The organism is Pseudomonas sp. efr-133-TYG-5, from assembly GCF_030209175.1.
Taxonomy (GTDB): domain Bacteria; phylum Pseudomonadota; class Gammaproteobacteria; order Pseudomonadales; family Pseudomonadaceae; genus Aquipseudomonas.
The window spans coordinates 473,741-500,689 of sequence record NZ_JARVSM010000001.1 but is presented as its reverse complement, the minus strand read 5'-3'; the positions used below and the strand labels follow the sequence as shown (position 1 = coordinate 500,689).

19 protein-coding genes are annotated in these 26,949 nt (G+C 63.8%); 6 read left to right on the top strand and 13 right to left on the bottom strand.

Annotation, left to right across the window (positions count from 1 at the left end; all coding sequences use genetic code 11):
* Positions 1 to 6: 6 nt before the first annotated feature.
* From selB to fdnG, 6 genes are all read right to left on the bottom strand, one after another.
* Complete coding sequence (selB, locus tag QRN70_RS02180; RefSeq protein ID WP_285415580.1) at positions 7 to 1,923, bottom strand: selenocysteine-specific translation elongation factor; 1,917 nt, start codon at positions 1,921 to 1,923, stop codon at positions 7 to 9.
* Complete coding sequence (gene selA, locus QRN70_RS02175; protein WP_285415579.1) at positions 1,920 to 3,332, bottom strand: L-seryl-tRNA(Sec) selenium transferase; 1,413 nt, start codon at positions 3,330 to 3,332, stop codon at positions 1,920 to 1,922. Before selA ends, selB begins: the two co-directional genes overlap by 4 nt.
* Before the next feature lie 66 nt (positions 3,333 to 3,398).
* Positions 3,399 to 4,325 carry a formate dehydrogenase accessory protein FdhE gene (gene fdhE / locus QRN70_RS02170; protein ID WP_285415578.1) on the bottom strand — a complete coding sequence of 309 codons (927 nt, stop codon included), beginning with the start codon at positions 4,323 to 4,325 and terminating at the stop codon, positions 3,399 to 3,401.
* A gap of 3 nt (positions 4,326 to 4,328) precedes the next feature.
* Positions 4,329 to 4,994: a formate dehydrogenase subunit gamma gene (locus tag QRN70_RS02165; protein WP_285415577.1), complete on the bottom strand. Its 666-nt coding sequence runs from the start codon at positions 4,992 to 4,994 to the stop codon at positions 4,329 to 4,331.
* Entirely contained in the window at positions 4,991 to 5,926 is a 936-nt protein-coding gene (fdxH, locus tag QRN70_RS02160; RefSeq protein WP_285415576.1) for a formate dehydrogenase subunit beta, read from the bottom strand. Before fdxH ends, QRN70_RS02165 begins: the two co-directional genes overlap by 4 nt.
* The gene (fdnG, locus tag QRN70_RS02155; protein ID WP_285415575.1) at positions 5,927 to 8,992 is read right to left on the bottom strand and encodes a formate dehydrogenase-N subunit alpha; all 3,066 of its coding nucleotides are present in this window, start codon (positions 8,990 to 8,992) and stop codon (positions 5,927 to 5,929) included. It abuts the gene before it with no gap.
* Between the two features lie 309 nt (positions 8,993 to 9,301).
* On the opposite strand from fdnG, the gene QRN70_RS02150 reads away from it, so the two are divergent.
* The 5 genes from QRN70_RS02150 (at position 9,302) to QRN70_RS02130 (ending at position 14,154) form a co-directional block, all read left to right on the top strand.
* Positions 9,302 to 10,456, top strand: coding sequence for a MalY/PatB family protein (locus tag QRN70_RS02150; RefSeq protein WP_285415574.1), 1,155 nt, complete (start codon positions 9,302 to 9,304; stop codon positions 10,454 to 10,456).
* A 173-nt stretch (positions 10,457 to 10,629) separates the two neighbouring features.
* A complete protein-coding gene (locus QRN70_RS02145) occupies positions 10,630 to 11,487 on the top strand; it encodes an SDR family oxidoreductase (RefSeq protein WP_285415573.1) in 858 nt (285 codons plus the stop codon).
* A gap of 168 nt (positions 11,488 to 11,655) precedes the next feature.
* Positions 11,656 to 12,267: a Yip1 family protein gene (locus tag QRN70_RS02140; protein ID WP_285415572.1), complete on the top strand. Its 612-nt coding sequence runs from the start codon at positions 11,656 to 11,658 to the stop codon at positions 12,265 to 12,267.
* 60 nt (positions 12,268 to 12,327) lie between these two features.
* Complete coding sequence (locus tag QRN70_RS02135; protein ID WP_285415571.1) at positions 12,328 to 13,671, top strand: cation:proton antiporter; 1,344 nt, start codon at positions 12,328 to 12,330, stop codon at positions 13,669 to 13,671.
* 186 nt (positions 13,672 to 13,857) lie between these two features.
* Positions 13,858 to 14,154, top strand: a complete 297-nt coding sequence (locus QRN70_RS02130) for a hypothetical protein (RefSeq protein ID WP_285415570.1) — start codon at positions 13,858 to 13,860, stop codon at positions 14,152 to 14,154.
* 62 nt (positions 14,155 to 14,216) lie between these two features.
* Here the strand turns inward: QRN70_RS02130 and QRN70_RS02125 are convergent, their stop codons facing one another.
* From QRN70_RS02125 to QRN70_RS02110, 4 genes are all read right to left on the bottom strand, one after another.
* The gene (locus QRN70_RS02125; RefSeq protein ID WP_285415569.1) at positions 14,217 to 14,753 is read right to left on the bottom strand and encodes a hypothetical protein; all 537 of its coding nucleotides are present in this window, start codon (positions 14,751 to 14,753) and stop codon (positions 14,217 to 14,219) included.
* 73 nt (positions 14,754 to 14,826) lie between these two features.
* Positions 14,827 to 16,749: a hybrid sensor histidine kinase/response regulator gene (locus QRN70_RS02120; protein ID WP_285415568.1), complete on the bottom strand. Its 1,923-nt coding sequence runs from the start codon at positions 16,747 to 16,749 to the stop codon at positions 14,827 to 14,829.
* A 50-nt stretch (positions 16,750 to 16,799) separates the two neighbouring features.
* A complete protein-coding gene (locus QRN70_RS02115; protein WP_285415567.1) occupies positions 16,800 to 19,073 on the bottom strand; it encodes an ATP-dependent DNA helicase in 2,274 nt (757 codons plus the stop codon).
* Positions 19,070 to 20,722 (bottom strand): VRR-NUC domain-containing protein, encoded by a 1,653-nt coding sequence (locus QRN70_RS02110; protein ID WP_285415566.1) that lies wholly within the window; start codon positions 20,720 to 20,722, stop codon positions 19,070 to 19,072. The genes QRN70_RS02115 and QRN70_RS02110 overlap by 4 nt, the downstream gene beginning before the upstream one ends.
* A gap of 198 nt (positions 20,723 to 20,920) precedes the next feature.
* Here QRN70_RS02110 and QRN70_RS02105 point away from each other — a divergent pair, with 198 nt between their 5' ends.
* The gene (locus QRN70_RS02105; protein ID WP_285415565.1) at positions 20,921 to 21,145 is read left to right on the top strand and encodes a YgdI/YgdR family lipoprotein; all 225 of its coding nucleotides are present in this window, start codon (positions 20,921 to 20,923) and stop codon (positions 21,143 to 21,145) included.
* Positions 21,146 to 21,245: 100 nt separating this feature from the next.
* Here the strand turns inward: QRN70_RS02105 and QRN70_RS02100 are convergent, their stop codons facing one another.
* The 3 genes from QRN70_RS02100 to QRN70_RS02090 form a co-directional block, all read right to left on the bottom strand.
* Positions 21,246 to 21,620, bottom strand: a complete 375-nt coding sequence (locus tag QRN70_RS02100; RefSeq protein ID WP_285415564.1) for a hypothetical protein — start codon at positions 21,618 to 21,620, stop codon at positions 21,246 to 21,248.
* A 157-nt stretch (positions 21,621 to 21,777) separates the two neighbouring features.
* On the bottom strand, positions 21,778 to 23,631 hold the full coding sequence (locus QRN70_RS02095) for a polyurethane esterase (protein ID WP_285415563.1): 1,854 nt from the start codon (positions 23,629 to 23,631) through the stop codon (positions 21,778 to 21,780).
* 210 nt (positions 23,632 to 23,841) lie between these two features.
* Complete coding sequence (locus QRN70_RS02090) at positions 23,842 to 26,928, bottom strand: autotransporter serine protease (RefSeq protein ID WP_285415562.1); 3,087 nt, start codon at positions 26,926 to 26,928, stop codon at positions 23,842 to 23,844.
* Positions 26,929 to 26,949 lie beyond the last annotated feature (21 nt).

The window sequence follows — 26,949 nt, the reverse complement described above, 5'->3', positions numbered from 1 at the left end:
TTGAACTCAGAGTGCGCCGGGGTTGGCCAGCGCATTGTCGAAACGGATCTGTCGGTGGTCACCCAGGCGCCGGGTGAGGCCGAGGCGGTCGAAGTATTCGAGGATCTGAATACTGCGTTTGCGTCCCAAGCCTAGCGCATCGCGAAACGCCGTGACTTGAATCTGCGAATTTTCTTCAGCCAGGCGCAACAGCACGGCGGCCATCTGCCGCAACGTGATGTCAGTGACAAACAGGTCGCGCACCACTTGATGCAGCACGCCCTGGCGCGCCAGTTTACGCAGCAGCAAGCGCACGCTGGCATCGTCCTGGTCGAGCTTCTGCGCGGCATCGCGCACCCACGGCGGATCGAAACCGGCCTGTTCGAACAGCGGTTGCAGGCGCTGCCACAGCGCCTCGTCGTCAGCGCTCAAGCGCACTTGATGATCGGGCAAATGCAGCCACGGGCCACTGGTGCTGATCGATCCGGCCTCACGCAGCTCCTCCAGCAGACTGATGAACGTCGGGCGATCCACGTTCAACGCGCTGAAACGGCGCAGGCGATCGCGATCCGGGCCCATCTGGTCGGGCTCCTGCTGGTGAAAGCGCGCCAGTTGTTCCAGCAGGCTGAATTTCAGCGTACCCCAGCGCTGCGCATTGAACAGCACCGCACCCTGGCGCGTGTCGATCAGGCGGACATTCTCCGGCAGCGTCCAGCTCGCCTGCGGGCGGTTGAACTGGCGGGCCAGGCGCTGCGGATCGAGACCGCTGGCGCTGTGATCGAGCAAGGCCGGCAGCGCGCCTGGTAGATCGTCGTGCAGCGCCAGGGCCAGCAGTTGCGCCAGGCGCTCGGGGCTGCGCCGCTGCCGGGCCGGGGCGAACGGATCGAGCACGCGGCCGCCGCCGAGGGTGCGCTGGGCACTGGCATCACGCAGGATCAGGCGATCGCCGTGAGCCGCGTGCACCGGCACATTCGTCAGCAACTGCGCGAACATCTGCTCGCCGGGACGCAGGCGCGGACCTTCGAGCAACGCAACCCGGGCGATCACATCCTGGGTGCCCAGATGCAGGTGCACCGGTTGGAAATGTTCGAAGGTTCGCTCACCCGGCAACAGCTGGAATTGGATGTCCAGGCGCTGTGTCGGCGCGTGCAGCCAATCGGCCAGCAGCCAATGGCCACGATGGATCTGCCCGAGTTCCAGACGCTCGCCACCAAGGTTCAACGCCACCCGTTGCCCGGCGAATGCGCGCTCGGCGGCCTGGTTCTGCGCATGCAAGCCGCGCACGCGAACGCTTTTGCCGGTCGGGCCGAGCGCCAGTCGATCGCCCACCGCCACCGCGCCGGACAATGCCGTGCCGGTGACCACAATCCCCGCACCGGCGACGCTGAAGGCGCGGTCGATGGCCAGGCGAAACCCGCCGTCGACACGGCGTGCCGGCACATCGTCCTGCGCTTGCAACAATGCCTGGCGCAGCGCCTCGATCCCCTCTGCGGTCACGCTGGACACGGCGATCATCGGCGCAGCGGCCAACGGCCCCGGTGCCAGCAACTGGGCAATTTGCTGACGAACCACAGCCACCCTGCCCGCTTCGACCCGGTCGCACTTGGTGATTGCCACCAGCGCCCGGGGAATCCCCAGCAGCTCGACGATCGCCAGGTGCTCGCGGGTCTGTGGCATCACGCCGTCGTCCGCCGCGACCACCAGCAGCACCAGATCGATGCCCTGCGCACCGGCGAGCATGTTGTGAGTGAATCGTTCATGGCCGGGCACGTCGATGAAGCCGCTCAGGCCGGCGCCGGGCGCCAGTTCGGCGTAGAGGTAACCAAGGTCGATGGTCATGCCGCGCTCGCGTTCCTGCGGGCGGCGGTCGCCGGCTTGTCCGGTGAGAGCCTGGAGCAACGAGGTCTTGCCGTGGTCGATGTGCCCCGCCGTGCCGACGATCACGGATTGACCTGCAAGTGCGGCAGCTGCGCCAGCCACGCCGCTTCGTCGTCGAGCTGGCGCAGGTCCAGCCACAGCGCGTCGTCGTCGATGCGTCCGAGCACCGGGATTGGCAACCCGCGCAGCGCCGCTTCGAGGTCGAGCAGGCACCGCCCGCGCAAGCGTTTCGACACGTGTGGGCGCAGACACAGCGCCGCGCTCGGCAGCCGCGCCACCGGTTGGCTGCCGCTGCCGATCATGCCCAGTGCCGTGATCGCACTGACGTGCCAGGGTTCGCCCAACGCCCGCGCCAGCTCCGGTTGCAGGCGTTCAGCCTGGGCGAGGATGTCGGCTTGTGGACGGGTCAACAGGCGCAGGCTCGGCAAACGCTCGGCGAGACGATCCGGATCGCGATACAGGCCGAGCACCGCTTCCAGCGCGGCCAGGGTCAGTTTGTCGACGCGCAGCGCGCGTTTCAGCGGGTTCTTCTTGATCCTGGCGATCAGGTCCTTGCGCCCGACGATCAACCCCGCTTGCGGCCCGCCTAGCAGTTTGTCGCCACTGAACGTGACGATGTCGGCGCCATCGAGCAACGCCTGGCGCACCGTCGGTTCCGCCGGCAGGCCCCAGCGGGTCAGATCGAGCAGGCTGCCGCTGCCAAGGTCTTCGAGCAACGGCAAGCCGTGGCGATGGGCCAACTCGGCCAGTTCGGCGGTCGGCACCCGGGCGGTGAAGCCCTCGATGCTGTAATTGCTCGCATGCACGCGCATGATCAAACCGCTGCGCGGGCTGATCGCCGCTTCGTAATCGCGGGCATGGGTGCGATTGGTGGTGCCGACTTCGTGCAGGCGCACACCGGCGCGGGCCATGATGTCGGGAATGCGGAACGCACCGCCGATTTCGATCAGCTCGCCGCGAGAAATGATGCCTTCCTTGCGCACGCCGAGGCTGTTGAGGGTCAGCAGCACGGCCGCGGCATTGTTGTTGACCACCGTGACGGCTTCGGCGCCGGTCAGCTCACGGATCAGGCCTTCGATCAGATCGTCGCGGTCGCCACGTTTGCCGCTGGCCAGATCGAACTCCAGGTTCAGCGGATAACGCGCGGCCATGTGCACCGCATCGATGGCGGCCTCGGGCAACAAGGCGCGGCCGAGGTTGGTGTGCAGCACCGTGCCGGTCAGGTTGAACACGCGGCGGACATGGCTGCGCTGCTGTTGCGCCAGACGCTCGCCGGCGCGCCCGGCCAGGGCCTCGGGGCCGATTTCGACGGCCGCCAATTGCCCGGCCAGGACTGCGCCGCGCAGGTCGTCGAGCAACTGGCGCAGACACGCCAGCAACGCTTCGCGTCCATAGCGCTCGTGCAGTGGCTGGCAGGCGGGATGACGCAACAAGCTGTCGAGGGACGGCAATCGCAGGGCAACACTCACAGACATCAGGCACTCCTGAAAACCAAGGACCGGCGCAACACTCAGGTGAAAAGCAGAGTGTAGACGCTGCGGTCATTCGTCTCCCGGCGCCAGCAACAGATTCGGTGCCAGCCGTTGATAGCCGTCCTGTGCCAGGCGCATGTCGAGCAGCAGACTGGCCAGATCCGCCGAGAGGGCTTCGCCCTCGGCATCGTTCTCCAGGTACAGCAGTTTCAGGTAGCTGTTGCACGCGGGGCACACCTCCGCGCGCAGCGGCGCCTGATTGGCGGCGTGGCGGTCATCCTCCAGGCTGAGGTATTCGAGGCCTTTGCTCTGCTCGCAATACACGCACTTGACGCGCACCACGTGCCATTCGCAGGCGCACAGCGAGCAGACCAGGTAACGCAAGCCGTTGTGCTTGCCGCGATGGCGGACGACCCCGGCCATCGCCGGCGAACCGCAAGCCGGACATTGACTGAGGCTGGTGCCCGGGGTCAGTTGCAGATTCGGCGCGCTGAGCAGCCAATGGCTCCACGCCGCTTGCAGCGCCGCGCCAAGAAACGGCACCAGCGCCGCCGGCAGCAGCGAGTACTGGCCGCTGACCAGCGCCACGGCCCACGCGCGCACCTGGCCAGGGCTGGCGCCGCGCAGGCTGTCCAGCGCGGCGATGACGGCAGGTTGCGGCGGCGCAACGTAGCGCTGCAGCAGAGCCTCCAGCCAGATTTGCCAGGCGTCCTCGCGAATCAACGTATCGGCAGCGAACGGCGGCAAGCCATGTTGCTGGCAAAGGTCCAAGCGTTGCTGCTCGAAGGGTGCCACGCCAGGTGGATCATCCAGCAACTGTTGTTGCACCCGGCACAGGCTGGCGATCAGGTGCAGATAGTCGGCCAGCGGATGGCCTGCGGCCAGTTGCTCCAGCCGCTGCGCCCGCAGGTGAAACAGAATGTTCGGTGGCAGGAACAGAAACGGCGGCGAACTGGCCGCCGCTTCGATCTGTCCCGGTTCAAGAATGGTCGGCAAAGGTCAGCCCTTTTTGGTGATCGGTCGCTCTGGCAGTTTGTCCCTGGTTTGCTCGCCGGTGATATCGCGATACCAGAGTTCGTGGTGTTTCCTCGCCCAGGCGCGGCTGACCCAACCGTGCAGCATCGCGTCCACCGAGCCCTTGATCCAGATCCCGGCGTAGATGTGGACGATGATGCTCAGGATCAGCACGAACCCGGCCAAGGCGTGCAGCAACATGGCCCAGCGGATCACGCTGATGCCGAAATACGCGCTGAAATACGCACGCCAGATCACCAGTCCGGTGAACAGCAGGCCGAGCATGCACAACAGTAAAGTCCAGAACAGCAGCTTCTGCCCGGCGTTGTATTTGCCCACCGGCGGCACGGTTTCCTCGTCGTTGACCAGCACCCGGTCGATGCGGCGCATCCACTTCCAGTCGTTGTCGATAAAGAAATTGGCGCGCCAGAAGCGAAACACCAGGCCAAGGAAGAACACGAACATCAGCACGCCCATGAACGGGTGCAGGATGCGTGTCCACGGCCCGCCACCGAACAGGTGGGTCAGCCAGAACATCGATGGATGGAACAACGCCAGGCCGGACAACCCGGCCATGAAGAACAGAATCGCCACCAGCCAGTGATTGGTGCGCTGGTTGGCGGTGTAGCGCAGGATCGTCTTGTTGCTCATGGCCGGTCCTCCCCGCGTGGGTCGTAGGTGTGCACCGCCGGATCGACGACGTGCACCGAGGTATCGGGCGGCGTCGGGTGGTCATCCTCCTCGACCCGGTTCGGCCCGATGCGCACGTAGTGAAAGAACCCGGCGAGCACCGCCGCGCCCATGGCCAGCAGGCCCAGCGGTTTGCTGATGCCTTTCCACAACCCCACCAGCGGGCTGATCGCCGGGTTGTCCGGCAGGCCGGCGTAGATCCTTGGCGTATCGGCGTGGTGCAGCACGTACATCACGTGGGTGCCGCCGACGCCTTCGGGGTCGTACAGGCCAGCATTGTCGAAACCGCGGCTCTTCAGATCGACAATGCGTTCGGCGGCGTGGGTCTTCATGTCTTCCTTGGTGCCGAACACGATGGCGCCGGTCGGACAGGTCTTCACGCAGGCCGGTTCCAGCCCCACGGCTACCCGATCCGAACACAACGTGCACTTGTAGGCCTTGTGATCCTTCTGCGAGATGCGCGGGATGTTGAACGGACACCCGGTGATGCAATAGCCACAGCCGATGCAGTGATCCTGGTCGAAGTCGACGATGCCGTTGGCGTGCTTGATGATCGCCCCGGGGCTCGGGCACGCCGCCAGGCAACCGGGCTCGGCGCAGTGCATGCAACCGTCCTTGCGGATCAGCCATTCAAGGTTGCCGGCGTCGGTTTCGTGCTCGGTGAAGCGCATCAGCGTCCACGAGTCCGCGCTCAAGTCCTGCGGATTGTCATAGGTGCCGTGGTTATGGCCGACCTCGTCACGCAGCTCGTTCCATTCCGAGCACGCGACCTGGCAGGCCTTGCAGCCGATGCACTTGGTGGTGTCGATCAGCTTGGCCACAGCCTCCTGGCCGCGCACGGACGGTGCCGGGGTGGTGGTGGCCGAGCGGGCAATGATGTCTTGGCTGGCCATTTACAGTTTCTCCACGTTGACCAGGAATGACTTGGATTCCGGGGTCTGGGTGTTGCCATCGCCGAGGAACGGCACCAGGGTGTTGGTCAGGTAACCGTGGCGGGTCAGGCCGGTGAAACCCCAGTGCAGCGGGATACCGATCTGGTGCACCACCTGGCCGTTGACCTGCAATGGCCGTATACGCTTGGTCACCACCGCCACCGCTTCAATGAAGCCGCGCTTGCAGCTCACGCGCACGCGGTCGCCGGCGGCGATGCCTTTTTCCCTGGCCAGCACCTCGCCGATCTCGACGAACTGCTCCGGCTGGGCAATCGCGTTCAACTTGCAGTGCTTGCTCCAGAAGTGGAAATGCTCGGTCAGCCGATAGCTGGTGGCGGCGTACGGGTAGTCCTTGGCCAGGCCGAGGCTGTCCCACACCGAATCGAAGATGCGCGCCGCCGGGTTGCTGATGGCTTTCTTGTTCTGCGGGTGCAGCGGGTTGATCCCGATCGGGGTTTCGAACGGCTCGTAGTGCTCGGGAAACGGCCCCTCGTTCATCTTGTCGACGGCGAAGAACCGCGCCACGCCTTCGGGGTTCATGATGAACGGGTTCATCCCGGCTTCCGGCGGTACGTCGGCCTTGTAGTCCGGCACGTCGGTGCCGCCCCAGGCCTTGCCGTTCCACCACACCAGGCATTTTTTCGGGTCCCACGGCTTGCCGGAGACATCCGCCGAGGCGCGGTTGTAGAGAATCCGCCGGTTGGCCGGCCAGGCCCAGGCCCAGCCCTGATGCTGGTGCATGCCGTACGGATCGTTGTTATCGCGGCGGGCCATCTGGTTGCCGGCTTCGGTCCAGCTGCCGCAGAAGATCCAGCAGCCGGACGCGGTGCTGCCGTCGTCCTTGAGCTGGGCAAACCCGGCCAGTTGCGCATTGCCCTTGATCGCTGCGCCCGTGGCATCGGTGAAATCGGTGGTGGCGTAGCCGTTGACCTCCTTGGCGATCTCCTCGGGCGATGGCTCGTCGGCAATCTTGTACGGCCACGACAGGTTCAGCAGCGGCTCGGCGAACTTGCCGCCATTGGCCTGATAGCGCTCGCGCAGCCGCAGGAACAGCGCGCTCATGATCTGTACGTCAGTGCGTGCCTCGCCAGGGCCGTCGGCACCCTTCCAGTGCCATTGCAGCCAGCGGCTGCTGTTGACCAGCGAGCCGTCCTCTTCGGCGAAGCAGGTGGTCGGCAGGCGAATCACTTCGGTCTGGATCTCGGCGCTCTTGACGTCGTTGAACGGCCCGACGTTCTCCCAGAACTGCGAGGTTTCGGTGGCCAGCGGGTCCATCACCACCAGCCATTTCAACTTGGCGAGAGCGGCCATCACGCGGTTCTTGTCGGGCAACGCGGCAATCGGGTTGAAGCCCTGGCAGACGTAGCCGTTGACCTTGCCCTGCCCCATCAGGTCGAACACCTTGAGGATGTCGTAGTTGGGGATGTCGAGCTTGGGCAGGTAGTGGTAGGCCCACTGGTTCTCGGCCGTGGCGTTGGCGCCGTACCAGGCTTTCATCAGGCTGACGTGGAATTTGCTGTAGTTCTGCCAATAGGACAGCTGCCCCGGACGCAACGGCGTCTGCGTGCGTTTCTTGATGTAGGCGGCGTAGTCCTGCTCGGCATCGGTGGGCAGGGTCAGGTAACCCGGCAGCGCGTTGGACAGCAGACCGAGGTCGGTCAGGCCCTGAATGTTCGAGTGCCCGCGCAAGGCATTGACGCCCCCGCCCGGCATGCCGACGTTGCCCAGCAACAACTGCACCATCGCCGCGCTGCGGATGATCTGCGAGCCGATCGAGTGCTGGGTCCAGCCCAGTGCATAGAGGATGGTCATGGTCTTGCCCGGTTGCGAGCAAGTGGCGATTTCCTCCCAGATCTTTTTCATGGCATCGACCGGCATGCCGCAGATCTGGCTCGCCAGGTCGATGTTGTAGCGACTGTAATGCTGCTTCATCAACTGATAGACGCAGCGCGGGTCCTGCAGGGTCGGGTCGACCCTGACGAAACCGTCGTCGCCCAGTTCGTAGCCCCAGGTGGACTTGTCGGTATAGCTGCGCTTGGCCACGTCGTAACCGGTGAACAGGCCGTCCTCGAAACCGAATCCGGCTTTGACGATGAAGGACACGTCGGTGTAGTTGCGCACGTACTCGTGCTGGATCTTGTCCTCGCTCAGCAGGTAATTGATCAGGCCGCCCATGAACGCGATGTCGCTGCCGGTGCGAATCGGCGCGTAGTAATCGGCCACGGAAGCGGTCCGGGTAAACCGTGGGTCGACCACGATCAGCCGCGCCGCGTTGTGCGCCTTGGCCTCGGTCACCCATTTGAAGCCGCACGGATGCGCTTCTGCTGCGTTGCCACCCATCACCAGGATCAGATTCGCGTTGGCGATATCGGTCCAGGTGTTGGTCATGGCTCCACGGCCGTACGTCGGGGCAAGACTTGCCACCGTCGGGCCGTGTCAGACACGCGCCTGGTTATCGAACCCCAGCATGCCGAGACTGCGCACCACCTTGTGGGTGATGTAGCCGGCTTCGTTGGACGCTGCCGACGCCGCGAGGAACCCGGTGGTCAGCCAGCGGTTCACCGTTTGCCCCTGGGCGTTCTGCTCGATGAAATTGGCGTCGCGGTCGGCCTTCATCAGGTCGGCGACGCGGTCGAGCGCTTCGTCCCAGCTGATCCGGGTCCATTCGCTGCTGCCGGGCTTGCGTACCTGCGGGTACTGCAGACGGCTCGGGCTATGGATGAAATCCAGCAGGCCGGCGCCTTTCGGACACAGGGTGCCGCGGTTGACCGGATGGTCGGCGTCGCCCTCGATATGGATGATGTTTTGCGCAACGTTCTTCGCGGCATCGCCCTGGCTGTACATGATCAAGCCGCAACCGACCGAGCAATACGGGCAGGTGTTGCGGGTTTCATGGGTGTGGGCAAGCTTGAAGTGGCGCACCTGCTCGGCGAAGGCCAGCGTCGGGGCCATGCCCAACGCGCCCAGGCTAGAGCCTGCAAGGCCGATACCGGCGACCTTGAAGAACTGACGACGGCTGAGATCCATCGTGCACTCCTGATCAGGTGGAACCCGGTACGTAAGCCGGGCTTTTTCTGGACAGACACGGTTACGGCAGGATGCCTGCCGACTTTTTCACTGTAGACAACGACCATGCGTTTTGTGTGAAAACCGACCGTCGGCCGTTTGTCGGATCTGCCTCCACAAATTCTTGTCGCAGCGAGCGTGCTCGCGATCACGGTGGCTCAGCTTGCTCGAATGGTGAATGTCAGGCCGCAATCGCGAGCAGGCTCGCTCCTACAGGGATGGAGGCTTATCATGGCCAGCAGGACCAATCCCGCCTTTACGAGACCGCGCATGACTTTCGATTTTGATCAGGTATTCGACCGCCACGACACCGGCAGCACCAAGTGGAGCCGCTACGCGGCCGATGTGTTGCCGATGTGGGTCGCTGATATGGATTTCGCCGCGCCACCGGTGGTGATCGAGGCGCTGCAACAGCGCCTGCTGCACCCGTTGGTGGGTTACAGCGTGGCCCAGGACAACCTGCGCGCCGCCATCGTTGCCGACCTGTGGGCCAAGTTCGCCTGGCGGGTCAAGCCGCAGGAACTGATTTTCCTGCCGGGCGTGGAGTCGGGCTTCAACATGGCGCTCAAGGCGCTGGTGCAGGCGCCGCAGAATGTCGTGGTGCAGACGCCGAACTACCCGCCATTGCGGCATGCGCCGGGGCATTGGGGGCTGAACAAGGTCGAGCTGGAGTTCATCGCCCAGGCCGACGGCACCTACGCCACTCCTTTGGACGCCCTGCGTGAAGCCCTCAACGGTGGCGGCGCCCTGCTCCTGAGCAACCCGCACAATCCCATTGGCAAAGTGTTCGACCGCAGCGAGCTGCAAGCGCTGGCGGACATCTGTGTGGCGCAGGACGCCTGGATCATCTCCGACGAGATCCACGCCGAGCTGTGCTACGACGGTCGTGTGCATGTGCCGACAGCCTCGCTGAGCGCCGAAATCGCCCAGCGCACCATCACCCTGATGTCGGCGAGCAAGGCCTACAACATCGCCGGGCTGAAAACCTCGTTCATGATCATTCAGGACGCCGCACTGCGCGAGCGCGTCAACCACGCCCGTTGTGGCATGGTCGACAGCGTCAATCCACTGGGCATGGAAGCCACTCGCGTCGCCTACAGCGAAGCCGGGCCGTGGCTCGAGGCCCTGAAACAGTACCTGCAGGCCAACCGCGATTACCTGGTCGATGCGGTGCGCAGCCGCTTGCCCGGGGTCACCATCAACGTGCCGCAAGGCACTTACCTGGCCTGGCTCGACTGCTCGGCGCTGGACCTGGGCAATCCGCAGCAGTTTTTCCTCGAGCAGGCCAGGGTCGGCCTCAGTCCCGGGCTGGACTTTGGCGATCACAGCCAGCAGTTCGTGCGCTTGAATTTCGGCTGTCCGCGGGCGCTGCTGGAAGAAGGCCTGGCGCGGATGGAACGCGCCCTGGCCACGCGCCAGGGTTAAGTCGCGCACGCGCCTCAGGCTGCGTTCCTGTTGCTCTTGAGCACAAGCGCGCGGCCTGCGGGATCTGCGGCCAGCGCCAAGCGCCTGGCCAGACACCCTCGTCAATCCGATCGAACTCACGGCAAACGGTCCGGGTCAACCACCCATACCTGCCATCAGACCGGAGACCGACGATGACCGACTATCCAAAACCACCCTTCCCGAAACAGCCACAATCCGTGCCTGGCTCCCAGCGCAAAATGGAGCCGTACCCCGACTGCGGCGAACAGAGCTATGTCGGCTCGGGGCGCCTGGCCGGCAAGATCGCCCTGATTACCGGCGCCGACAGCGGCATCGGTCGCGCAGTGGCGATTGCCTACGCCCGTGAAGGCGCCGATGTCGCGGTGGCCTACCTCAACGAGCATGAAGACGCCAAGGAAACCGCGCGCTGGGTCGAACAGGCCGGTCGCCAGTGTCTGTTGCTGCCCGGCGATATCGCGCAGAAGAGCCAGTGCCAGGCGCTGGTCGACCAGACCATCGAACGCTTCGGCCGTATCGACATTCTGGTCAACAATGCCGCCTTCCAGATGACCCACGAAAACTTCGAGGACATCCCCGATGACGAGTGGGTGATGACCTTCGACGTCAACATCACCGCGATCTTCCGTTTGTGCCAGGCGGCGATCAAACACATGCGGCCCGGGGCGTCGATCATCAACACCAGTTCGATCAATTCGGACATGCCCAAACCCACCCTGCTCGCTTACGCCACCACCAAGGGCGCGATTGCCAACTTCACTGGCGGCCTGGCGCAGATGCTCGGGCCCAAGCAGATCCGCGTCAACTGCGTGGCACCGGGGCCGATCTGGACGCCGCTGATCGTCTCGACCATGCCCGACGAGGAGGTGCAGAACTTCGGCGCGCAGACCCCGCTCGGTCGTCCCGGGCAACCGGTGGAAGTCGCGCCGATCTATGTCTTGCTGGCCTCCGACGAAGCCAGTTACATCACCGGTCAGCGCTATGGCGTGACCGGCGGTAAACCGATGCTGTAAACCCTGCCGTCCGTGCAGGAGCTGCCGCCGCCGACGATTTGCCGGCGCACGCATATGAGCGCTGGCAGCTCCTGCATGGGTCCTGGCGAGAAAAACTGAACCGGCGCCCGGCCCACCTCTCAATACCTGTAGAGCCCATATCAGCTCGCGAGAGATCAGGAGGTCGTCATGTCCGCACCTATCGTCAAACTCTTCACCCAGCCCAACTTCGCCTGGACCGATATCCGCCGCGAAGAAGAGGCGCACCCACGGCATTACCTCGCCCATTTACTGGTACTGGCGCTGATCCCGGCCGTGTGCCTGTTCATCGGCACCACGTACGTCGGCTGGAGCCTGGCCGTCGGCGAAATCGTCAAACTGAGCAGCGCCAGCGCCTTGCAGCTGAGCGTCCTGTTGTACGTGACCATGGTGCTCGGTGTTGCGATCATTGGCGGGTTTATCCGCTGGATGTCGCGCACGTTCGATGCCCGGCCGACCCTCAACCAGTGCATCGGGTTTGCCGCGTACACCGTCACCCCGTTCTTCATCGCCGGCATCGCCGGGCTGTATCCGAGCCGCTGGCTGGCGGTGCTGGTGCTCGGTGCTGCGGCGTTGTATTCGACGTTCCTGCTGTTCGTTGGCTTGCCGACCTTCATGCACGAACGCAAGGAGCAAGGCCTGTTGTATGCGGCCAGTGTCTGGGGCGTGGCACTGTTGGTGCTGGTGACCATACTGGTGTCGATGATCCTGCTGTGGTTCAACGTGCTGACGCCTGAATATCTGCGCACGCCCGTTGTTTAAGGTTCCTACGTCACGCCGGCGTCGAGGCGGAGCAATGCCAGCCAGGGCGGGCCGCACACCATGAGCTTCATTATCTGGGTGGCCGTGCTCGGCGCCGTGCTGCTGACCCTGGCACTGACCTCGTCGTACCTGCGCTGGATGCCGGTCACGACCTCGGCGGTTTGCCTACTGCTGGGGATCGGTATCGGCCCCAGTGGTCTCGATCTGCTGAAACTGTCGCTGGATGACGCTTCTTTATGGATGGAGCACCTGACCGAGGTCGCGGTGCTGTTTTCGTTGTTCATCTGCGGTTTGAAGCTGCGTTTGCCACTGCGTGACAAAAACTGGCGGATTGCGTTTGGCCTCGCCGGTCCGGTGATGGTGCTGACGATCATCGGTGTCTGTCTGCTGCTGCATTACGGCTTGCAGCTGGCGTGGGGGCCGGCGCTGTTGATTGGCGCGATTCTGGCGCCGACCGACCCGGTGCTGGCCGCGCTGGTGCAGGTCAACGATGCGCGGGACGTCGACAGCGTGCGGTTCGGCCTGTCTGGCGAGGCCGGGCTGAATGACGGGATTGCCTTTCCGTTCGTGATCCTCGGCCTGCTGTTGCTGCACGGTGACGGATTCGCCAACGAGTGGCGCGACTGGCTGCTGCGCAGCGTGGTCTGGGCCGTCCCTGTCGGATTGCTCACCGGCTACTGGATGGGCCGTGGCATCGGCCGCGCCACGCTGGCCCTGCAGATCCGCAATGCCGACAGCACGGTCAGCCCCAATGATTACCTGGCACTGGCCTTGATCGCCCTCGCCTACGTGGTGGCTGAATCCATCGGCGGCTTCGGTTTCCTTTCGGTTTTCGCTGCCGGGCTGGGCTTGCGCCAGGTCGAGGTGAAATCCACCGGCGCCAGCCAGCCCCCGGCCGAACACCTGGTGCAACCGGTGGTCGGCCATCAGAACGTCGAACCGCAGCACGCGGTGCACGGCGATACCGAACGCCTGGAAGACAGCCAGGTAGCGGCCGGGATCATGATGGGCGACATGCTCGCTTTCGGCGGGCTGGTCGAACGCGCCATGGAGGTATTTCTGGTCACCCTGCTCGGCGTGGTGCTGCTCAGTCACTGGGACTGGCGGGCCCTGCTGATCGGCGCCGTGCTGTTCGGCGTGATCCGCCCGCTCTGCGTGCTCGGCATGCCGTGGGGAACGCTGCTGGAGGGCCGTCAGCGCCTGTTGATCGGCTGGTTCGGTATCCGCGGTATCGGCAGCCTGTTCTATCTGTTTTATGCGCTCAACCACGGTTTGAGTGATCGCGTCGGCACGTTGTGCACCGATCTGACTTTGTCTGTCGTGGCGCTGAGCATTCTGGTCCATGGCATCAGCACCCAGCCGATCCTGGCGCGCTATGAACAGCTGAAAAAGCAAAAAAGCTGATTTTTTCCTGCGGTTTTGAGCCTTGCACTGATCAGATTTTTTTCTGCAAAAAAATGGATCCCGCGCAAACCGGCCACGGTCACAAGCATAACCCCCCGCCGGATTGTTCCGGCGGGGCCCGGCAGGTTCGGTTCCCCTGCGGCGTTACGCCCGGCAAAAGGAATCCCGCAGAATAAGGTCACGGTCATGAAAGAATGCACGACTCCCGCACAGATCAAGGCATGCAGAGCCCTCGCCCTGGAACGCAACCGGCAGCTGTTTGAAGAGGCCCAGGCGCTCAATCGCGCGGCTCACGAGTTGCTCGAATCCGATCAGCTGGACATCCAGCAGTTCGACCACTACCGGGCGTTGCGCAAGAAAGCCGACCTGAAATTCGAAGAAGCGATCGAGCATCTGTGTGTGCTCAACGAAGATTTCCCACCGATCCCGATGTCGGCGCAAAACTCGCAAAGGTTGCGCGAGCAACTGGAAACCAGCGTGTAAACCGGCATGAAAAAGCCCGACCTGATGGTCGGGCTTTTTTCTGCCGTCGGGTTTGCGCCTGGTCAACCGCCCGGGTTGGTGACCTGAATAAACACCGCATAGGTGCCCAACAACACCCAGAAGGTGGCGAAGATCCACGGCGTGCGCACGGAAAACAGCAGCGACTTGCGATAGCCCTTGTGGCTCGACTCCATTTCACTGAACAGCGGCGATTCGTCGTAGATCAGGCCCATCACCGGCTCGGCGCTCAGCAGTTCGCTCTGCTTGTAGTGCCAGTGATCGATGATGTCGTAGGCCGCGCGAATCCCCGGCCAGGCGTTCAGCGAACTGAGCAGGCCGAGCAACGCCAGGAACGGTGGCACGATCAGGGTAAACAGCTTGCCCCACTCCGGGTTGAGGTTGGACATACACGAAGCGAAGGCAATCACCAGGAATGACTGCGCCGCCAGGTAGGCGTCGGTACGGTTGGCGAGGATGCTGGTTTCGTACTGGATTTCCCGTCGGTAGAAGTCCAGGCGCTCCTTGGGTGAGCCGAACATCTTGGCGTTGTGTTCGGTGAGCACTTCTTCGTTGGTCGGCTGGGTCAATATGCGAGGCACTGCACAGGCTCCGGGTCGTAAAGCGTTTGGAGGCAGCGCGGCCTGGACAAGTTCAGGCGGATTCGCCAACGGCTCACGTCATCGACTGGGCAATGACCTCCAGCAGATTGAGCTGGGTGAAGGGCTTGGGCAGACGCGGCAGATTGGCCGAAAAGCCTTCCAGGCGATCGGCGTAGCCAGTGGCAAGAATGATCGGCAGATCCGGCTTGAGCAGGCGCACGGCGTGGGCCAGTTGCGCGCCGCTCATCTGCGGCATGGCCATGTCGGTGATCATCAGGTCGATGACCTCGCCTTGATCGAACAGCTGCAGGGCCTGCGCCCCGGAAATCGCACTGACGACCCGGTGCCCGAGGTCTTCGAGCAACAGCGTGGTGCTGGTCAGTACCAGGCTGTCGTCATCCACCACCAGGACGCTGAGGCGTGGCACGGCAGCGGCATCGGCATTCTGGTCATGCGGCCTGGCCGTTGCCGCATTGTCGGCCACTGGCAGCCACAGTTCAGCGGTGGTGCCGTGACCCTGCTGGCTCTTGAGGATGAAGCGGCCACCGAGTTGCTCGATGAAGCCGTGCACCATCGACAAACCGAGCCCGGTGCCTTTGCCCAGGCCCTTGGTGGTGAAGAACGGATCCATGGCCGAAGCCAGGGTAAGCGCGTCCATGCCGGTGCCGGTATCGCTGATGCTCAGGCACACGTAGCGCCCCGGTGCCAACGACGACTGGGCCGGCTCGAGCACGACTTCGCGGCGGGCACTGATCATCACGCTGCCACCTTCGGGCATGGCGTCGCGGGCGTTGGTTGCCAGGTTGAGTACCGCCAGTTCGAGCTGATTGGTGTCGGCCAGCACCGCTTCGAGATCGTCGGCAAATGCCGTTTCGATGCGGATACCCGGCCCCAGCGAACTGCGCAGCAGACCGGTGATGCCCTGCACGAGCTGGTCGATGTTGACCGGTTCGGTCTTGAGTTCCTGGCGGCGGGCGAAGGCCAGCATGCGTTGGGTCAGCGAGACGCCACGCAGCGCGCCCTGGGTGGCGTTTTCCAGCAGCCGGTTGACCTTGGGATCGTCGCCGACGCGTTTGCCGAGGATTTCCAGATTGCCGAGTATCACCGTCAGCAGATTGTTGAAGTCGTGGGCAATGCCGCCGCTGAGTTGGCCGATGGCCTGCATCTTCTGCGCCTGGAACAGCGCTTCGCGGGTGCGCTCCAGGGCTTCCTGGGCCTGATGGGCTTCAGTGATATCACGGGTGATCTTGGCAAACCCGAGCAGAGAACCGGTTTCGCCACGAATCGCATCGACCACCACATGGGCCAGGAACCGCGTGCCGTCCTTGCGCAGGCGCCAGCTCTTGTTTTCGAAACGGCCCTCGCGAACGGCGGTTTCCAGGGCGCGCTGCGGCTCGCCGATGGCGCGATCCTCAAGCGTGTAGAACATCGAGAAATGCTGGCCGATGACCTCTTCCGGGGTGTAGCCCTTGATCCGCTGCGCGCCGGGGTTCCAGTTGGTCACCCGGCCTTCCGGGCTGAGCATGTAGATCGCGTAATCACTCACGCCCTGAACCAGCAGGCGAAACTGCTGCTCGCTCTGCTTGAGGGTTTCCTCGGCCATCTTGCGGTCGGTGAGATCGCGGGTGATCTTGGCAAATCCGAGCAGTTGCCCGTCAGGGCTGAAAATTGGGTCGATCACCACGTGACACCAGAAATGTGTGCCGTCCTTGCGTACCCGCCAGCCCTCGCCTTCGAAGCGGCCTTCGCCGATTGCCGTGTCCAGTGCGCGTTGCGGCAAACCGGCGGCACGGTCTTCAGCGGTGTAGAAGCGCGAAAAGTGCTCGCCGAGGATTTCGGCTTCTTCATAACCCTTGAAACGTCTGGCGCCCGAGTTCCAGCTGGTGATGACGCCTTGCGGGTCAATCATGTAGATCGCGTAGTCGACCACTGCATCGATCAACAGGCGAAAACGCATGTCTTCAATCGCTACAGCACTTTTGTCGTTGTCACTCATCGGGCTCACCGCACATAGGTATTAGTGCAAGTATGCGGCAATCCGCTCGATTAGGGAGCGGCCTGTGCAATATCGAGTTGCCACCATTGCGGCAACAGCTGCTGGATCCGGCCCTCGGCAAAGCGATCATCGATCAGCATCACCACACCACGATCCTGCTGCGTGCGGATCACCCGACCGGCGGCCTGCACCACTTTCTGCACACCGGGATACAGGTAGGTGTAGTCATAGCCGGCACCGAAGATGGCGGCCATGCGGCGCTTCATCTGCTCGTTGACCGGATTGAGTTGCGCCAGCCCCAGGGTGGCGATGAACGCCCCGATCAGCCGCGCGCCGGGCAGGTCGATGCCTTCACCGAACGCCCCGCCGAGCACGGCGAAACCGATGCCGCGGCTGTCGGCGGTGAACTGCTCGAGAAACGCCTGGCGCTGCCCCTCGGCCATGCCCCGCGATTGCAGCCAGCGGGGGATCTGCGGATGCCGCTCGGCCAGCAACTGCGCCACTTGTTGCAGGTAGTCGAAGCTGCTGAAAAACGCCAGGTAATTGCCAGGCCTTTCGCTGAACTGACGGGCGATCAGTTCGACGATCGGCTCCAGCGACGCCTGTCGATGGTTGAACCGCGTGGAGATCCGGCTGACGATCTGCACCTGCAATTGCTCGGCGGCAAACGGCGATTCAACGTCGATCCACACGGTATCGGCCGGCGTCCCGAGCAGGTCGGCGTAATAGTGACGCGGGCTCAGGGTCGCGGAAAACAGGATGCAGCTGCGGGCGGCCGTCAGGCGCGGGCCAATCAGTGCGGCGGGCACTACGTTGCGCAGGCACAGTTGCGACAGCGGTTTCTTGCGCTCCAGGTCGCGCTTGCTGATATCGAACAGGTAATGCGCATCGAACAGTTCCGCCACACGAGCGAACTGCAGCAGCTCGAAATAGACGTTCTGCAGGCCGCTGTCGAGGCCTTGCGGGTGATCGTTGAGGTAGTCGCCAATGCTCGCGCTGCACAGTGAGATGGCTTGCAGGAGTTTTTCCGGGGCCTTGTCATAGGCCTGATACGGCGCCAGCTGCGCGTTGTGGAGGCTGTTCCATTCGCGGTTGACCCGTTGCAGAGACTTTTTCAACGGCTCGGGCGCGGTTTTGCGCACACTGTTCAACGTGGCCTGATCGAGGGTCGCGCTGTACATCTGGCGGCCGCGCTCCACCAGGTTGTGCGCCTCGTCCACCAGCGTCGCGATCTTCCATTGATTGAGCTGGGCCAGGCCAAACAACAGCGCGCTGAAATCGAAGTAATAGTTGTAGTCCGCTACCACCACGTCGGCCCAGCGTGCCATTTCCTGGCTCAGGTAATACGGGCACACCGAGTGTTGCGCGGCGACGTCGCGCAGCGCCGCCTGATCCAGCAAGCGCAATTGACTGGCGGCCTGCCGGGCGGCGGGCAGGCGATCATAGAAGCCCTGCGCCAGCGGACAGGATTCGCCATGACAGGCCTTGTCCGGGTGCTCGCAGGCCTTGTCCCGGGCGACCATCTCCAGCACCCGCAGCGGCAGGCTCGCGTTGCGCGCGAACAGCACCTGCGCCGCGTCCAGCGCCAGTTGGCGCCCCGGCGTCTTGGCGGTGAGGAAATACACCTTGTCGAGCTGCTGCGGCGCCAGGGCCTTGAGCAGCGGAAACAGGGTGCCGAGGGTTTTGCCGATGCCGGTCGGTGCCTGGGCCATCAGGCATCGCCCGGTGCTGACGGCCTTGAACACCGACTCGGCGAGATGACGCTGGCCGGGACGAAAGTTGCCATGGGGAAAGGTCAGCGCTTGCGCGGCGTGATTGCGCGCGGCGCGGTGGGCCATTTCCTGTTCGGCCCATTGCAGGAACAACTGGCACTGCTGCTGGAAGAACGCCTGCAAGGCATCGGCGCGGAAGGCTTGCACCAGGCAGGTTTCCTTTTCGCTGACGATATCGAAATACACCAGGGCCAGATTGATCTGCTCGAGCTGCAACTTGCAGCACATCAGCCAGCCGTAGATCTTCGCCTGGGCCCAATGCAACTGGCGGTGGTTGGCCGGTTGCTTGCCGAGGTCGCCGCGATAGGTCTTGACCTCCTCCAGGCAGTTTTGCGCCGGATCGTAGCCGTCCGCCCTGCCCTTGACCTGCAATTGGCCGAACGTGCCTTCCAGTGCCACTTCGCTCTGATAGCTTTCGCTGCGCCGCGAGGCCACGGTGCGATGGCCGACGATGCCTTCCAGCGCCGTGGGTGACGGGGTGAAGCGCAAGTCGAGGTCGCCGCTCTTGGCGGTGAACTCGCACAACGCGCGCACGGCAATGCGGTAGCTCAAGCGTCTTGCTCCGCCCATTGCACGTAGCACACGGCAACCGGCATCTGGTGCGCGTGGCAGAACTCCAGCCAGCGCAACTGGTTGTCCTGCAAGCGGTCGCCGGGGCCCTTGACCTCGATCATCCGGTAGGTCTTGTGCTGCGGCCAGAACTGGATCAGGTCCGGCATGCCGGCGCGGTTGGCCTTGATGTCGAGCAGCAGGCGATTGAACCAGTGCTTGAGGTGTTCGGCCGGTACGCAGGCCAGCGCCTGTTCCAGCAGCTCGGCGTTGAGGGCGCCCCAGAACACGAACGGCGACTGCACGCCCCACTTGGCGGCAAACCGCGTGCGGATCGTCTCGAGGTAGCGGCCATCGTCGAGTTCGCTGAGGCAGGCATGGAACAGCTGCGCGCGACGCGGATGGAAGTCCTCGTTGAGCAGGTCTACCGGGCCGCGCTGGAACGGGTGGAAAAACGCCCCCGGAAGTGGCGCGAAGATCGCCGGCCAGCACAACAGGCCGAACAGCGAATTGATCAGGCTGTTTTCCACGTAATGCACCGGGCCGGCGTCTTCGTGCAGGTGCGCCTGCACGTAATACTCGACCGACCGCGTCGGATCGGTGCGCGGCAAATGCAGGTCGAGCCGTTCCACGGGCCTTGGTGCAACGCGCTTGAGCGGTGGACCGCCGAGCTTGCGGCGCAGGCGCGGCACGATCCGTTGCAGGCCTTGCTGTTCAGTGGCGCTTTGCGGTGCCTGTTCGGCGCTGCTCGCCAGCTCCAGGGCGAGCGCATATTCGCCGCAGCGCTCCAGCACGCGAATCATGCGCAGGCGCGCGCCGGGATAGGCGCAGTCGCGGTAGATGTTCAGGGCCAGGGCGAACTCGGCAATGCGCTCGCAATACTGGCCGATCTGAAACAACAGTTTGTCGCGCCGGCGTTGCAGCCAGGGATTGGCGAAATGCAGCGCGGCAATCTGCTCGACAATCGGCTCCAGCGCTTCACCGGCTTCGAAACGCGCCTGGCAATCGTGCAGGAACAGGCAGGCATCGACGTCGGCGCGGCTGCGCAGGCCGCGGGAATCGGCGCAGAACTCGACTTTTTCGTAGGTAAATATCCCCAGGTCGGCGAGGACGAATTCCGACCAGTCCTGATACAGGTTGCCGAAGAACATCAGGCGCAAACGGTCGCACAGTTCCATCAGGGTCAGGCTGAACAGGCGGTCGGCCAGTTCCGGGCACCAGTCGCGCAATGTCCGTGGTTCGGGAAACTGTTCATGCAACGCCTGCAGCCAGTCGACCTTCCTGCCCTTGGGGTGTGCGATCGCCGTACCGAAGGCTTGCAGGATCTCGGCTTTGAGCAGCAGGTCGAACAACTCGGCGATCGTCACGGGTGCCTGCTCGTCGAGCCAGCCATGTTCCAGCAACGGTTGTGCGGCAGCGCCGATGTCGCCGATTTCCGCATAACCGAGCTTGCCGGCGCGAAAATGCACGCCCTTGCGCATCACCATGCGCACCAGCAAACCCTGCGAGGGCTGGGGCAACGTGCGGAAGTCACGAATGAAGGCGTGTTCGCTGTCGCTCATCACATCGGCATAGCGCAATTCAAGCCAATCAAGCACTTGCCGGAAGTTGTTGAGGTAATAGAACGGGTCTTCGAGAGGATTGGCAGTCACGGTGATGTCGGGGCCATGCGATCAAATACTGGTTATGCGTACAGATACCAGCTCTGCCCCGCCCGGCGCAAACGGAAAAGGATCAATGGCAGCGCGCCGAGGAAATTATTTCCCCGCGCCGTGAACTTTTCCCGGCCCGGCGGCACCAACCGCGTTAGAGGACCGACTGCGGTCAACGACATGGAATGAGAGGTGGTTATGAAATTCACGACATTGGGCGCGCCATTGCTTGTTGCAGCGCTGCTGGCATTGGCCGGTTGCTCCACCCCGACGGTGGTGACGCTGCAGAACGGCACGCAATACCTGACCGAAGACATGCCGAAAACCAAGACCGAAGACGGCTTCTACGAGTTCAAGGATATTTCCGGGGCCAAGGTGCGCGTGCGTGCCGATGAAGTGGCGACGGTGCGCAAGGAAGACTGACGCGTAACGAGCGACAGGCACTGTCGAGGTTGCCAACGTGCCGATGTGAAGATCGCAGCCGCGTTGCACTCGACGGCGCCTGCCGGCGCTTTTGAATGAATTATTGCGGCAGGGTCATGCCGGGAATGCTGTCATCGCAACTCAGGTATTGCCCGCCTCGCCGGACCAGTTCGGCCTGCAGACGCTGGCAGCGCTCACGCTCCTGCTGCGCCATGCGATCAATGCTCAGGTTGCCGGTGGTTTGCACTGGTTTGCCGTCACCCAGACGCAGGGTCACGAACGGCTGTTCGGGCTGGATCTGAAATCGGCTTTTCTGTTCGACCGGCTTCACTTCTGCAGTCTCGGCCGGTGCCGGCAATTGATCGGTACTGACCCCATAACGGCTCAGAATCGAGCTGTGAGGCAGATCGGCCCAGGCATGGGCCGCTAACAGCGCCCCTGCGACGATACCGACAGACCCCTTGAAACCTTTCACGTGTGCATCTCCTGTACTCATTGGCGGCCTCTACATGACGAGCGTGCATGCGATGGCTTTAGGCCGCATTTGCTGTTTTGCAGGGTTTTGAGTCAGGCCATGGCCGGCGAGTCACTTTAAATGTGGCGAGGGCGCCGGCGCCCTCGCCTGCCTGCCGTCAGGCGATGACAATCCCGTCGCCGTTCAGGCTGCTCAACGCGACCCCGACCAGCGTCACCGAATCAGCACCGAATTTCAGCACCGTATCCTGCCCCACCGCCGTGGCGTGGGTACGGAAGTCGTCGCTGGGCAGCACGCCCTGCACGCCGAGGAACACCAGTTTGTCGTTGGCCGTATAGCCGACCAGCCGATCCTGGCCGAACGCACCGCTGAAGACAAAGGTGTCGGCGCCACCGCCCGACTCCAGCAGATCATTGCCGGCGCCGCCGACAAAGACGTCGTTACCCGCCCCGCCGATCAAATGGTCGTTGCCCTCCAGGCCGAATAACCAGTCGCCGCCGGCGTGAGCCTTGAGCGTATCCGCACCGCCGGTGCCCTTCACGCTGGCCGCGTACTGGGTGAGGTGGTCGCCGACCTTCAAGCCGCTGGCCGTGACGCTGTGAGTGACATCGTCCTTGAACAGGCCCCAGAGCAGGCCTGGCTCTTTGCTGACGATGCTACCGATGTCGCGGGTGATGCTGATGCCGCCACTGGCATCGCGGATGTACAGGTTGCCGGCACCGTCGTTGGCGAAGTCGAAGCTGTTCAGCGACTTCTGCAGCTCCAGGGTATTGCTGCCCGAGCCGCCGAGCAGCAGGTTATAGCCGCCGCCGTCGCGGAAGGTGTCGTTACCGGCGCGGCCCTCCAGGTAATCGTTGCCGCTGCCACCCTGGATCAGGTCGTTGCCGTCGCTGCCGATGATGAAGGTGCTGCCCTTGTGGGGCTCGGCATTGCGGTTGAGGTCCTGCACCCAGGTAGTGGCCCGGGCCGGGTCCGACAGGTTGGCGACGATGATCGTCGAGTCCTTGCTGGTCAGGTCGTAGAACGCCGATTCGATCACCCGGTTCATGCCGTCGCCATACGCGGTGGGCAGGTGCGAGATCCAGGTCGGAACGTTGAGGATCGAGTACGGCAGCACGTTCCACGCATTCGAGGCGTAGTGATCGTTGAAGCTGACAATGTTGTCGGTGGCCGATGCCTTCGCTGCGTCGTGCACGCCGACCGAGGCGCCGGTGAAGGTCGAGCCGTCCAGGGCGCGGAACACCGGATCGTTTTCATAGCCGACGTTGAGCACTTTGTCCGTGCTGCTCTGGGTCGGCGATGCGTAGGCAATGTAATTGGAGTCGGCGAAGAAACCGCCCCATTTGCCGCTGCTCAGATCCGCCATGCTGTTGACCGCCAGCCCGCCGAGGCTGTGACCGCTGACGAGTACGTCCTTGCCACTGAGGCCGTTGGCTCTGGCGAATGCCACCACGTCGTCGAGCAGATTGCCGAACGCTTCGCCGACGTAATTCTTCGCGTAATCCTTGGGCCCGAAGGCGGCCAGCAGATCGTTGATCGCGTCGGCGATGGAATCGCCAATCAGGATTTCCCGCGGGCCGCTGGTGCCGCGAAAGGCAATGCCGAGTTCCTTGAGATGGCCCTGCGCGTCATATTTGCCGAGGACTTCGACCTGGGCACTGGTGTAACCCGGCTTTTCACCGAAAAAGGTCCCACGGGCGTCGGTCTTGCCCTCATAGCCCAGCTGCGCCGCCGTGATCGGCGTCCAGCCAGCCTTTTTCACCGCATCGAGGGCGAGTTTCTCCGAGTCCGGGTTCCACGGCACACCAGGGATCACCCCTTGCGAATCGGTACCGCCGATCAGCGCGGCGACCAGCGTAGCCGGCAAGCCGAGGCCGAAGCCATTGTGCTGGTAACCGACGGCGAAGCCGTTATCGAGGTTGTGGTAGGAATACAGCGTGATGGCCATGGCGTCGCTGAACAACGCCTTGGAGTCTGCCGTGCCGAAGTTCTTGTAGTCATATACACCCATTGCTATTGCCTCTCTTTTGTTGGAATTGTCAGAGATAGCTCACAGCCAGAGCGCCCCTCGCGGGACGCCCCGGAGCATTTTGAAACGACTTGCCTGCGCCTTGCCGGCGCTGCCGGTGGTTGCGATCTTTCCGCGATCGCAGCCACCGGCAGCGCGTACAGAAGCTGAGCATCGCCAGGCTTCCCAGCGAAACCTGTCCGCTCCTTTGGTTCAGAACTGCCAGTCGAGGGTCAGACCCACGCCGTGGTCCTTCTCGTTGGAGCCGATCAGGCCGTTGTAATCCAGGTTCACCCGCACATCGCGATTGAGCGCCAGACCGGCGCGGACGCCGACCACGGCCGCATCGCGATCCAGCGACACGCTCTGCACGTTGAACGCGCTGTTGCCATTGGCGAAGGCCAGGTGATTGCTCGCATCGACACTGCTCAGGTTGTGCTGCCAGCCCAGGCTCGCACCAAGTTCCAGTTGCTGCTTGTCCGACAGCGCAAAGCTGCGCTTGGCGCGCACGCCGAGGGTCGACAGCACGGCGTCACGATTGTCCTCGCCGCCCTTCAGCGCCGCCGCATCACCCTTCTCGGTGAAGCTGTCGCTGTTGAGGTGCACGTAGGCGAGGTTGGCGAACGGCTCCAGGTTCAGCGGGTGCAGACGCAGGTCATAGGCCGCTTCGGTGAACAGCTGTGCGGTGCTCGCGTCGCGTTTGACTTTCTGCTTGCTGCTGACATCGGCCAGTTGCAGGTCACGTTTGACGTCGATGCGGTGCCAGCTGTAGGCGCCGCCAACGGTCAGGCGCAAGGCGTCGATTTCATGGCCCAGATACGCACCCAGGTGGTAGCTGTCGACCGACGCCGACGAATGGGTGCCACTGCCCATGCTCAGCGAGCTGTCGCTGTAACCGGTGACGAAACCCAGGCGGGTGTCTTCGGCGATCAACCCATCGACACCGGCCAGCAGGCCGCCGATGGAGCTGTTGCTGTCGGCATGTTCATGCCCGCCATCGCTCTTGCCCCACGAGCCGAGCACTTTGACCCAGGCGTTGCTGCGCGCGTCAGTCGGTGCATCGGCGTTGAACAGATCACGCTCACGCAGGCGCTCGCCCACGGCGTCGCGCAGGTAACGGCTGTCGTTGATCAGCAGTGTGCCGATGGCCGGATGAATCTCGCCGGACAGCTGCTGGAAAGCCTGTTGCGCCGCGGCGGCGTTTGGCGACAGCAGCAGGGTTTCAAACAGCGCATTGCCGGCGCCCAGGCGCTCGGCGGCAGCACCGACGGCGCGTTGGTTGTCGGTCAGACCGACGCTGGCGAACGAGGCGCCGTTGCGCCCGACCTCCAGCTGCACGCCGCCCGGCGAATACGCCAGGGTGCCGCCGAGAAACGCGTAGTTCGGCAGCACCTGGCCAAACTGGCCCTGGATACCGTCCGCCGCTTGCAGGATGTTGAATTGCCTGCCGAGCAGACTTTGCACGTCGCCGGTGGTCAACAAGGTCGGGCTGTTCTCCAGCGACAGGCTGACCGTGGCGCCATCGATCCGCGCGGTGCCACCAGCGACTATCCGGTCGCTGCTGGTCGGCGAGACCTCCACGGCATAGGTCGAACCTGCTGCGAACGTTACATCGCCGGCCACATTCAGCGTGCCGATGGAGTTGCCCGGCGCGACCGTAGCGCCGCTGTTGGCGGTCAGTGCGGCGACCCGGCCGTTACCGCCGAGGATGCCGCCGGCATTGACGGTGACGGCCGATTGCAGCGAACCATTGATTGCCAGTCGGCCCTGGTTGACCAGGGTCGGACCGCTGTAGGTGTTGGCCCCGGTCAGCACCAGCGTGCCAAGGCCCTGCTTGGTCAGGCCGCCGTGACCGGCGATGTCGTTGCGCCAGGTATCGAGGCCGCAGGTGATGTCGTTGCACACCCGCTCGGTCGGCTTGCCCTTGTCGATGATCGCGCCGATACCCGGCAGGTCGGCGACGAACTGACTCGAACCGTAGGCACCGTCGATGCGGAATTCGCTCGGAATGTCCTGTTCGGTGACGAACATCGCCGGGCCGTCGATGCCTTTGCGCAGGTTGATCATGCCCCAGCCGTACAGGGCATCGACGCCTGGCGCACCGAGATCGGTGGCGGTGGTGCGCAGCACGCTGGCGACCTGCGCGCCGGTCATGTACGGGAAACGCTCCATCAGCACCGCCATGGAGCCGGCAACGTGCGGCGCCGCCATCGAGGTGCCGTTGTAGTTGGCGTAGCCGGTGCTCAGGTTGTCGGCGTTGGTGCCGCTGATGATCGAGCTGTAGATCCGCGTGCCGGGTGCCGCCACGCAGAAACTCGCGGTGTAGCCGCAGCGCGAGGAAAACGTACTCATGATGTACGGATTGGCACTGTTCAGGTCGGGGTTCTTCTGCAACGCGGCGACGGTCACCCAGTTCGGCGCGATTTCCGGCACGAAATAGCCGAGGCCGGCGATGGCGTCGGGGTTGTTCAGGTTGTAGTCGTTACCGGCGGCGAAGATCGTCACGATGCCCGAGCGCGCGGCGGCGATTGCGCCGTCGTAGGCACCGCCAGGCTTGGTGCCGAGCAGCGTGCGGATTTCGTTGAACTGCACCTGCGCGTCGTTGACGGTGAAGTGCGGATACGCCGGGTCGCGGCCGCCGAGGTCGAAACGGTCGGTTATACCGATGCCCCAACTGTTGTTGATGATGCGCGCGCCACTGGCGATCAAGGCGTCCCAACCGGCCTTGTACACCGCGCCGTCGTTGCCACGGACGATGCCGTCCTCCGGGCCTGGGTCGCCGTTGTCGGCGCTGATGATCTGCGCGCCGTAGGCCACGCCGTGCATCACCCCGCCGTCGCGGCTGCCGGCGGCGATACCGCCGACGTGGGTACCGTGGGCGCCAAGCTTGCCGTCGGAGCCGACCGAAGGCGAGCCGTCATAACGAAACGCGTCCCCGGCTTTGACCGGGATGTACGGGTCGGTGTATTCGCGGATGCCACTGGTGACCAGGGTCACGACCTTGTTCGCCCCGGAAAACTCCGGGTGCGCGGCATACACCGGCTGGTCGAAGATCCCCAGCTTGACGTTTTTCCCGGAATAACCGGCGGCATAGGCGTGATCCGCACCAATCGCGCCCAGCCCCCAATCGGCCTGGAATTCGCTGCTGCGCCAACTGGCCGGGTCCCCTGCCCGACCGGCCTCCACATACGGCGCCGCGTGCGCGTTGCCCGAGGAGGCGAGCGCGCACAGCAGCGCCGCGTTGAGGGTTTTCAGGCGAAAGCAGCCACCCGCTTGCGCGGGAGTATTGTGGTTTTTCATCCAGCGACCTTCCTTAGTGAT

Bases quoted from the DNA above. Each gene is read 5' to 3' on its own strand.
- selA (WP_285415579.1), bottom strand. From the start codon at position 3,332: ATGTCTGTGAGTGTTGCCCTGCGATTGCCGTCCCTCGACAGCTTGTTG.
- QRN70_RS02165 (WP_285415577.1), bottom strand. From the start codon at position 4,994: ATGAGCAACAAGACGATCCTGCGCTACACCGCCAACCAGCGCACCAAT.
- fdxH (WP_285415576.1), bottom strand. From the start codon at position 5,926: ATGGCCAGCCAAGACATCATTGCCCGCTCGGCCACCACCACCCCGGCA.
- QRN70_RS02150 (WP_285415574.1), top strand. From the start codon at position 9,302: ATGACTTTCGATTTTGATCAGGTATTCGACCGCCACGACACCGGCAGC.
- QRN70_RS02145 (WP_285415573.1), top strand. From the start codon at position 10,630: ATGACCGACTATCCAAAACCACCCTTCCCGAAACAGCCACAATCCGTG.
- QRN70_RS02140 (WP_285415572.1), top strand. From the start codon at position 11,656: ATGTCCGCACCTATCGTCAAACTCTTCACCCAGCCCAACTTCGCCTGG.
- QRN70_RS02135 (WP_285415571.1), top strand. From the start codon at position 12,328: ATGAGCTTCATTATCTGGGTGGCCGTGCTCGGCGCCGTGCTGCTGACC.
- QRN70_RS02130 (WP_285415570.1), top strand. From the start codon at position 13,858: ATGAAAGAATGCACGACTCCCGCACAGATCAAGGCATGCAGAGCCCTC.
- QRN70_RS02120 (WP_285415568.1), bottom strand. From the start codon at position 16,749: ATGAGTGACAACGACAAAAGTGCTGTAGCGATTGAAGACATGCGTTTT.
- QRN70_RS02105 (WP_285415565.1), top strand. From the start codon at position 20,921: ATGAAATTCACGACATTGGGCGCGCCATTGCTTGTTGCAGCGCTGCTG.
- QRN70_RS02095 (WP_285415563.1), bottom strand. From the start codon at position 23,631: ATGGGTGTATATGACTACAAGAACTTCGGCACGGCAGACTCCAAGGCG.
- QRN70_RS02090 (WP_285415562.1), bottom strand. From the start codon at position 26,928: ATGAAAAACCACAATACTCCCGCGCAAGCGGGTGGCTGCTTTCGCCTG.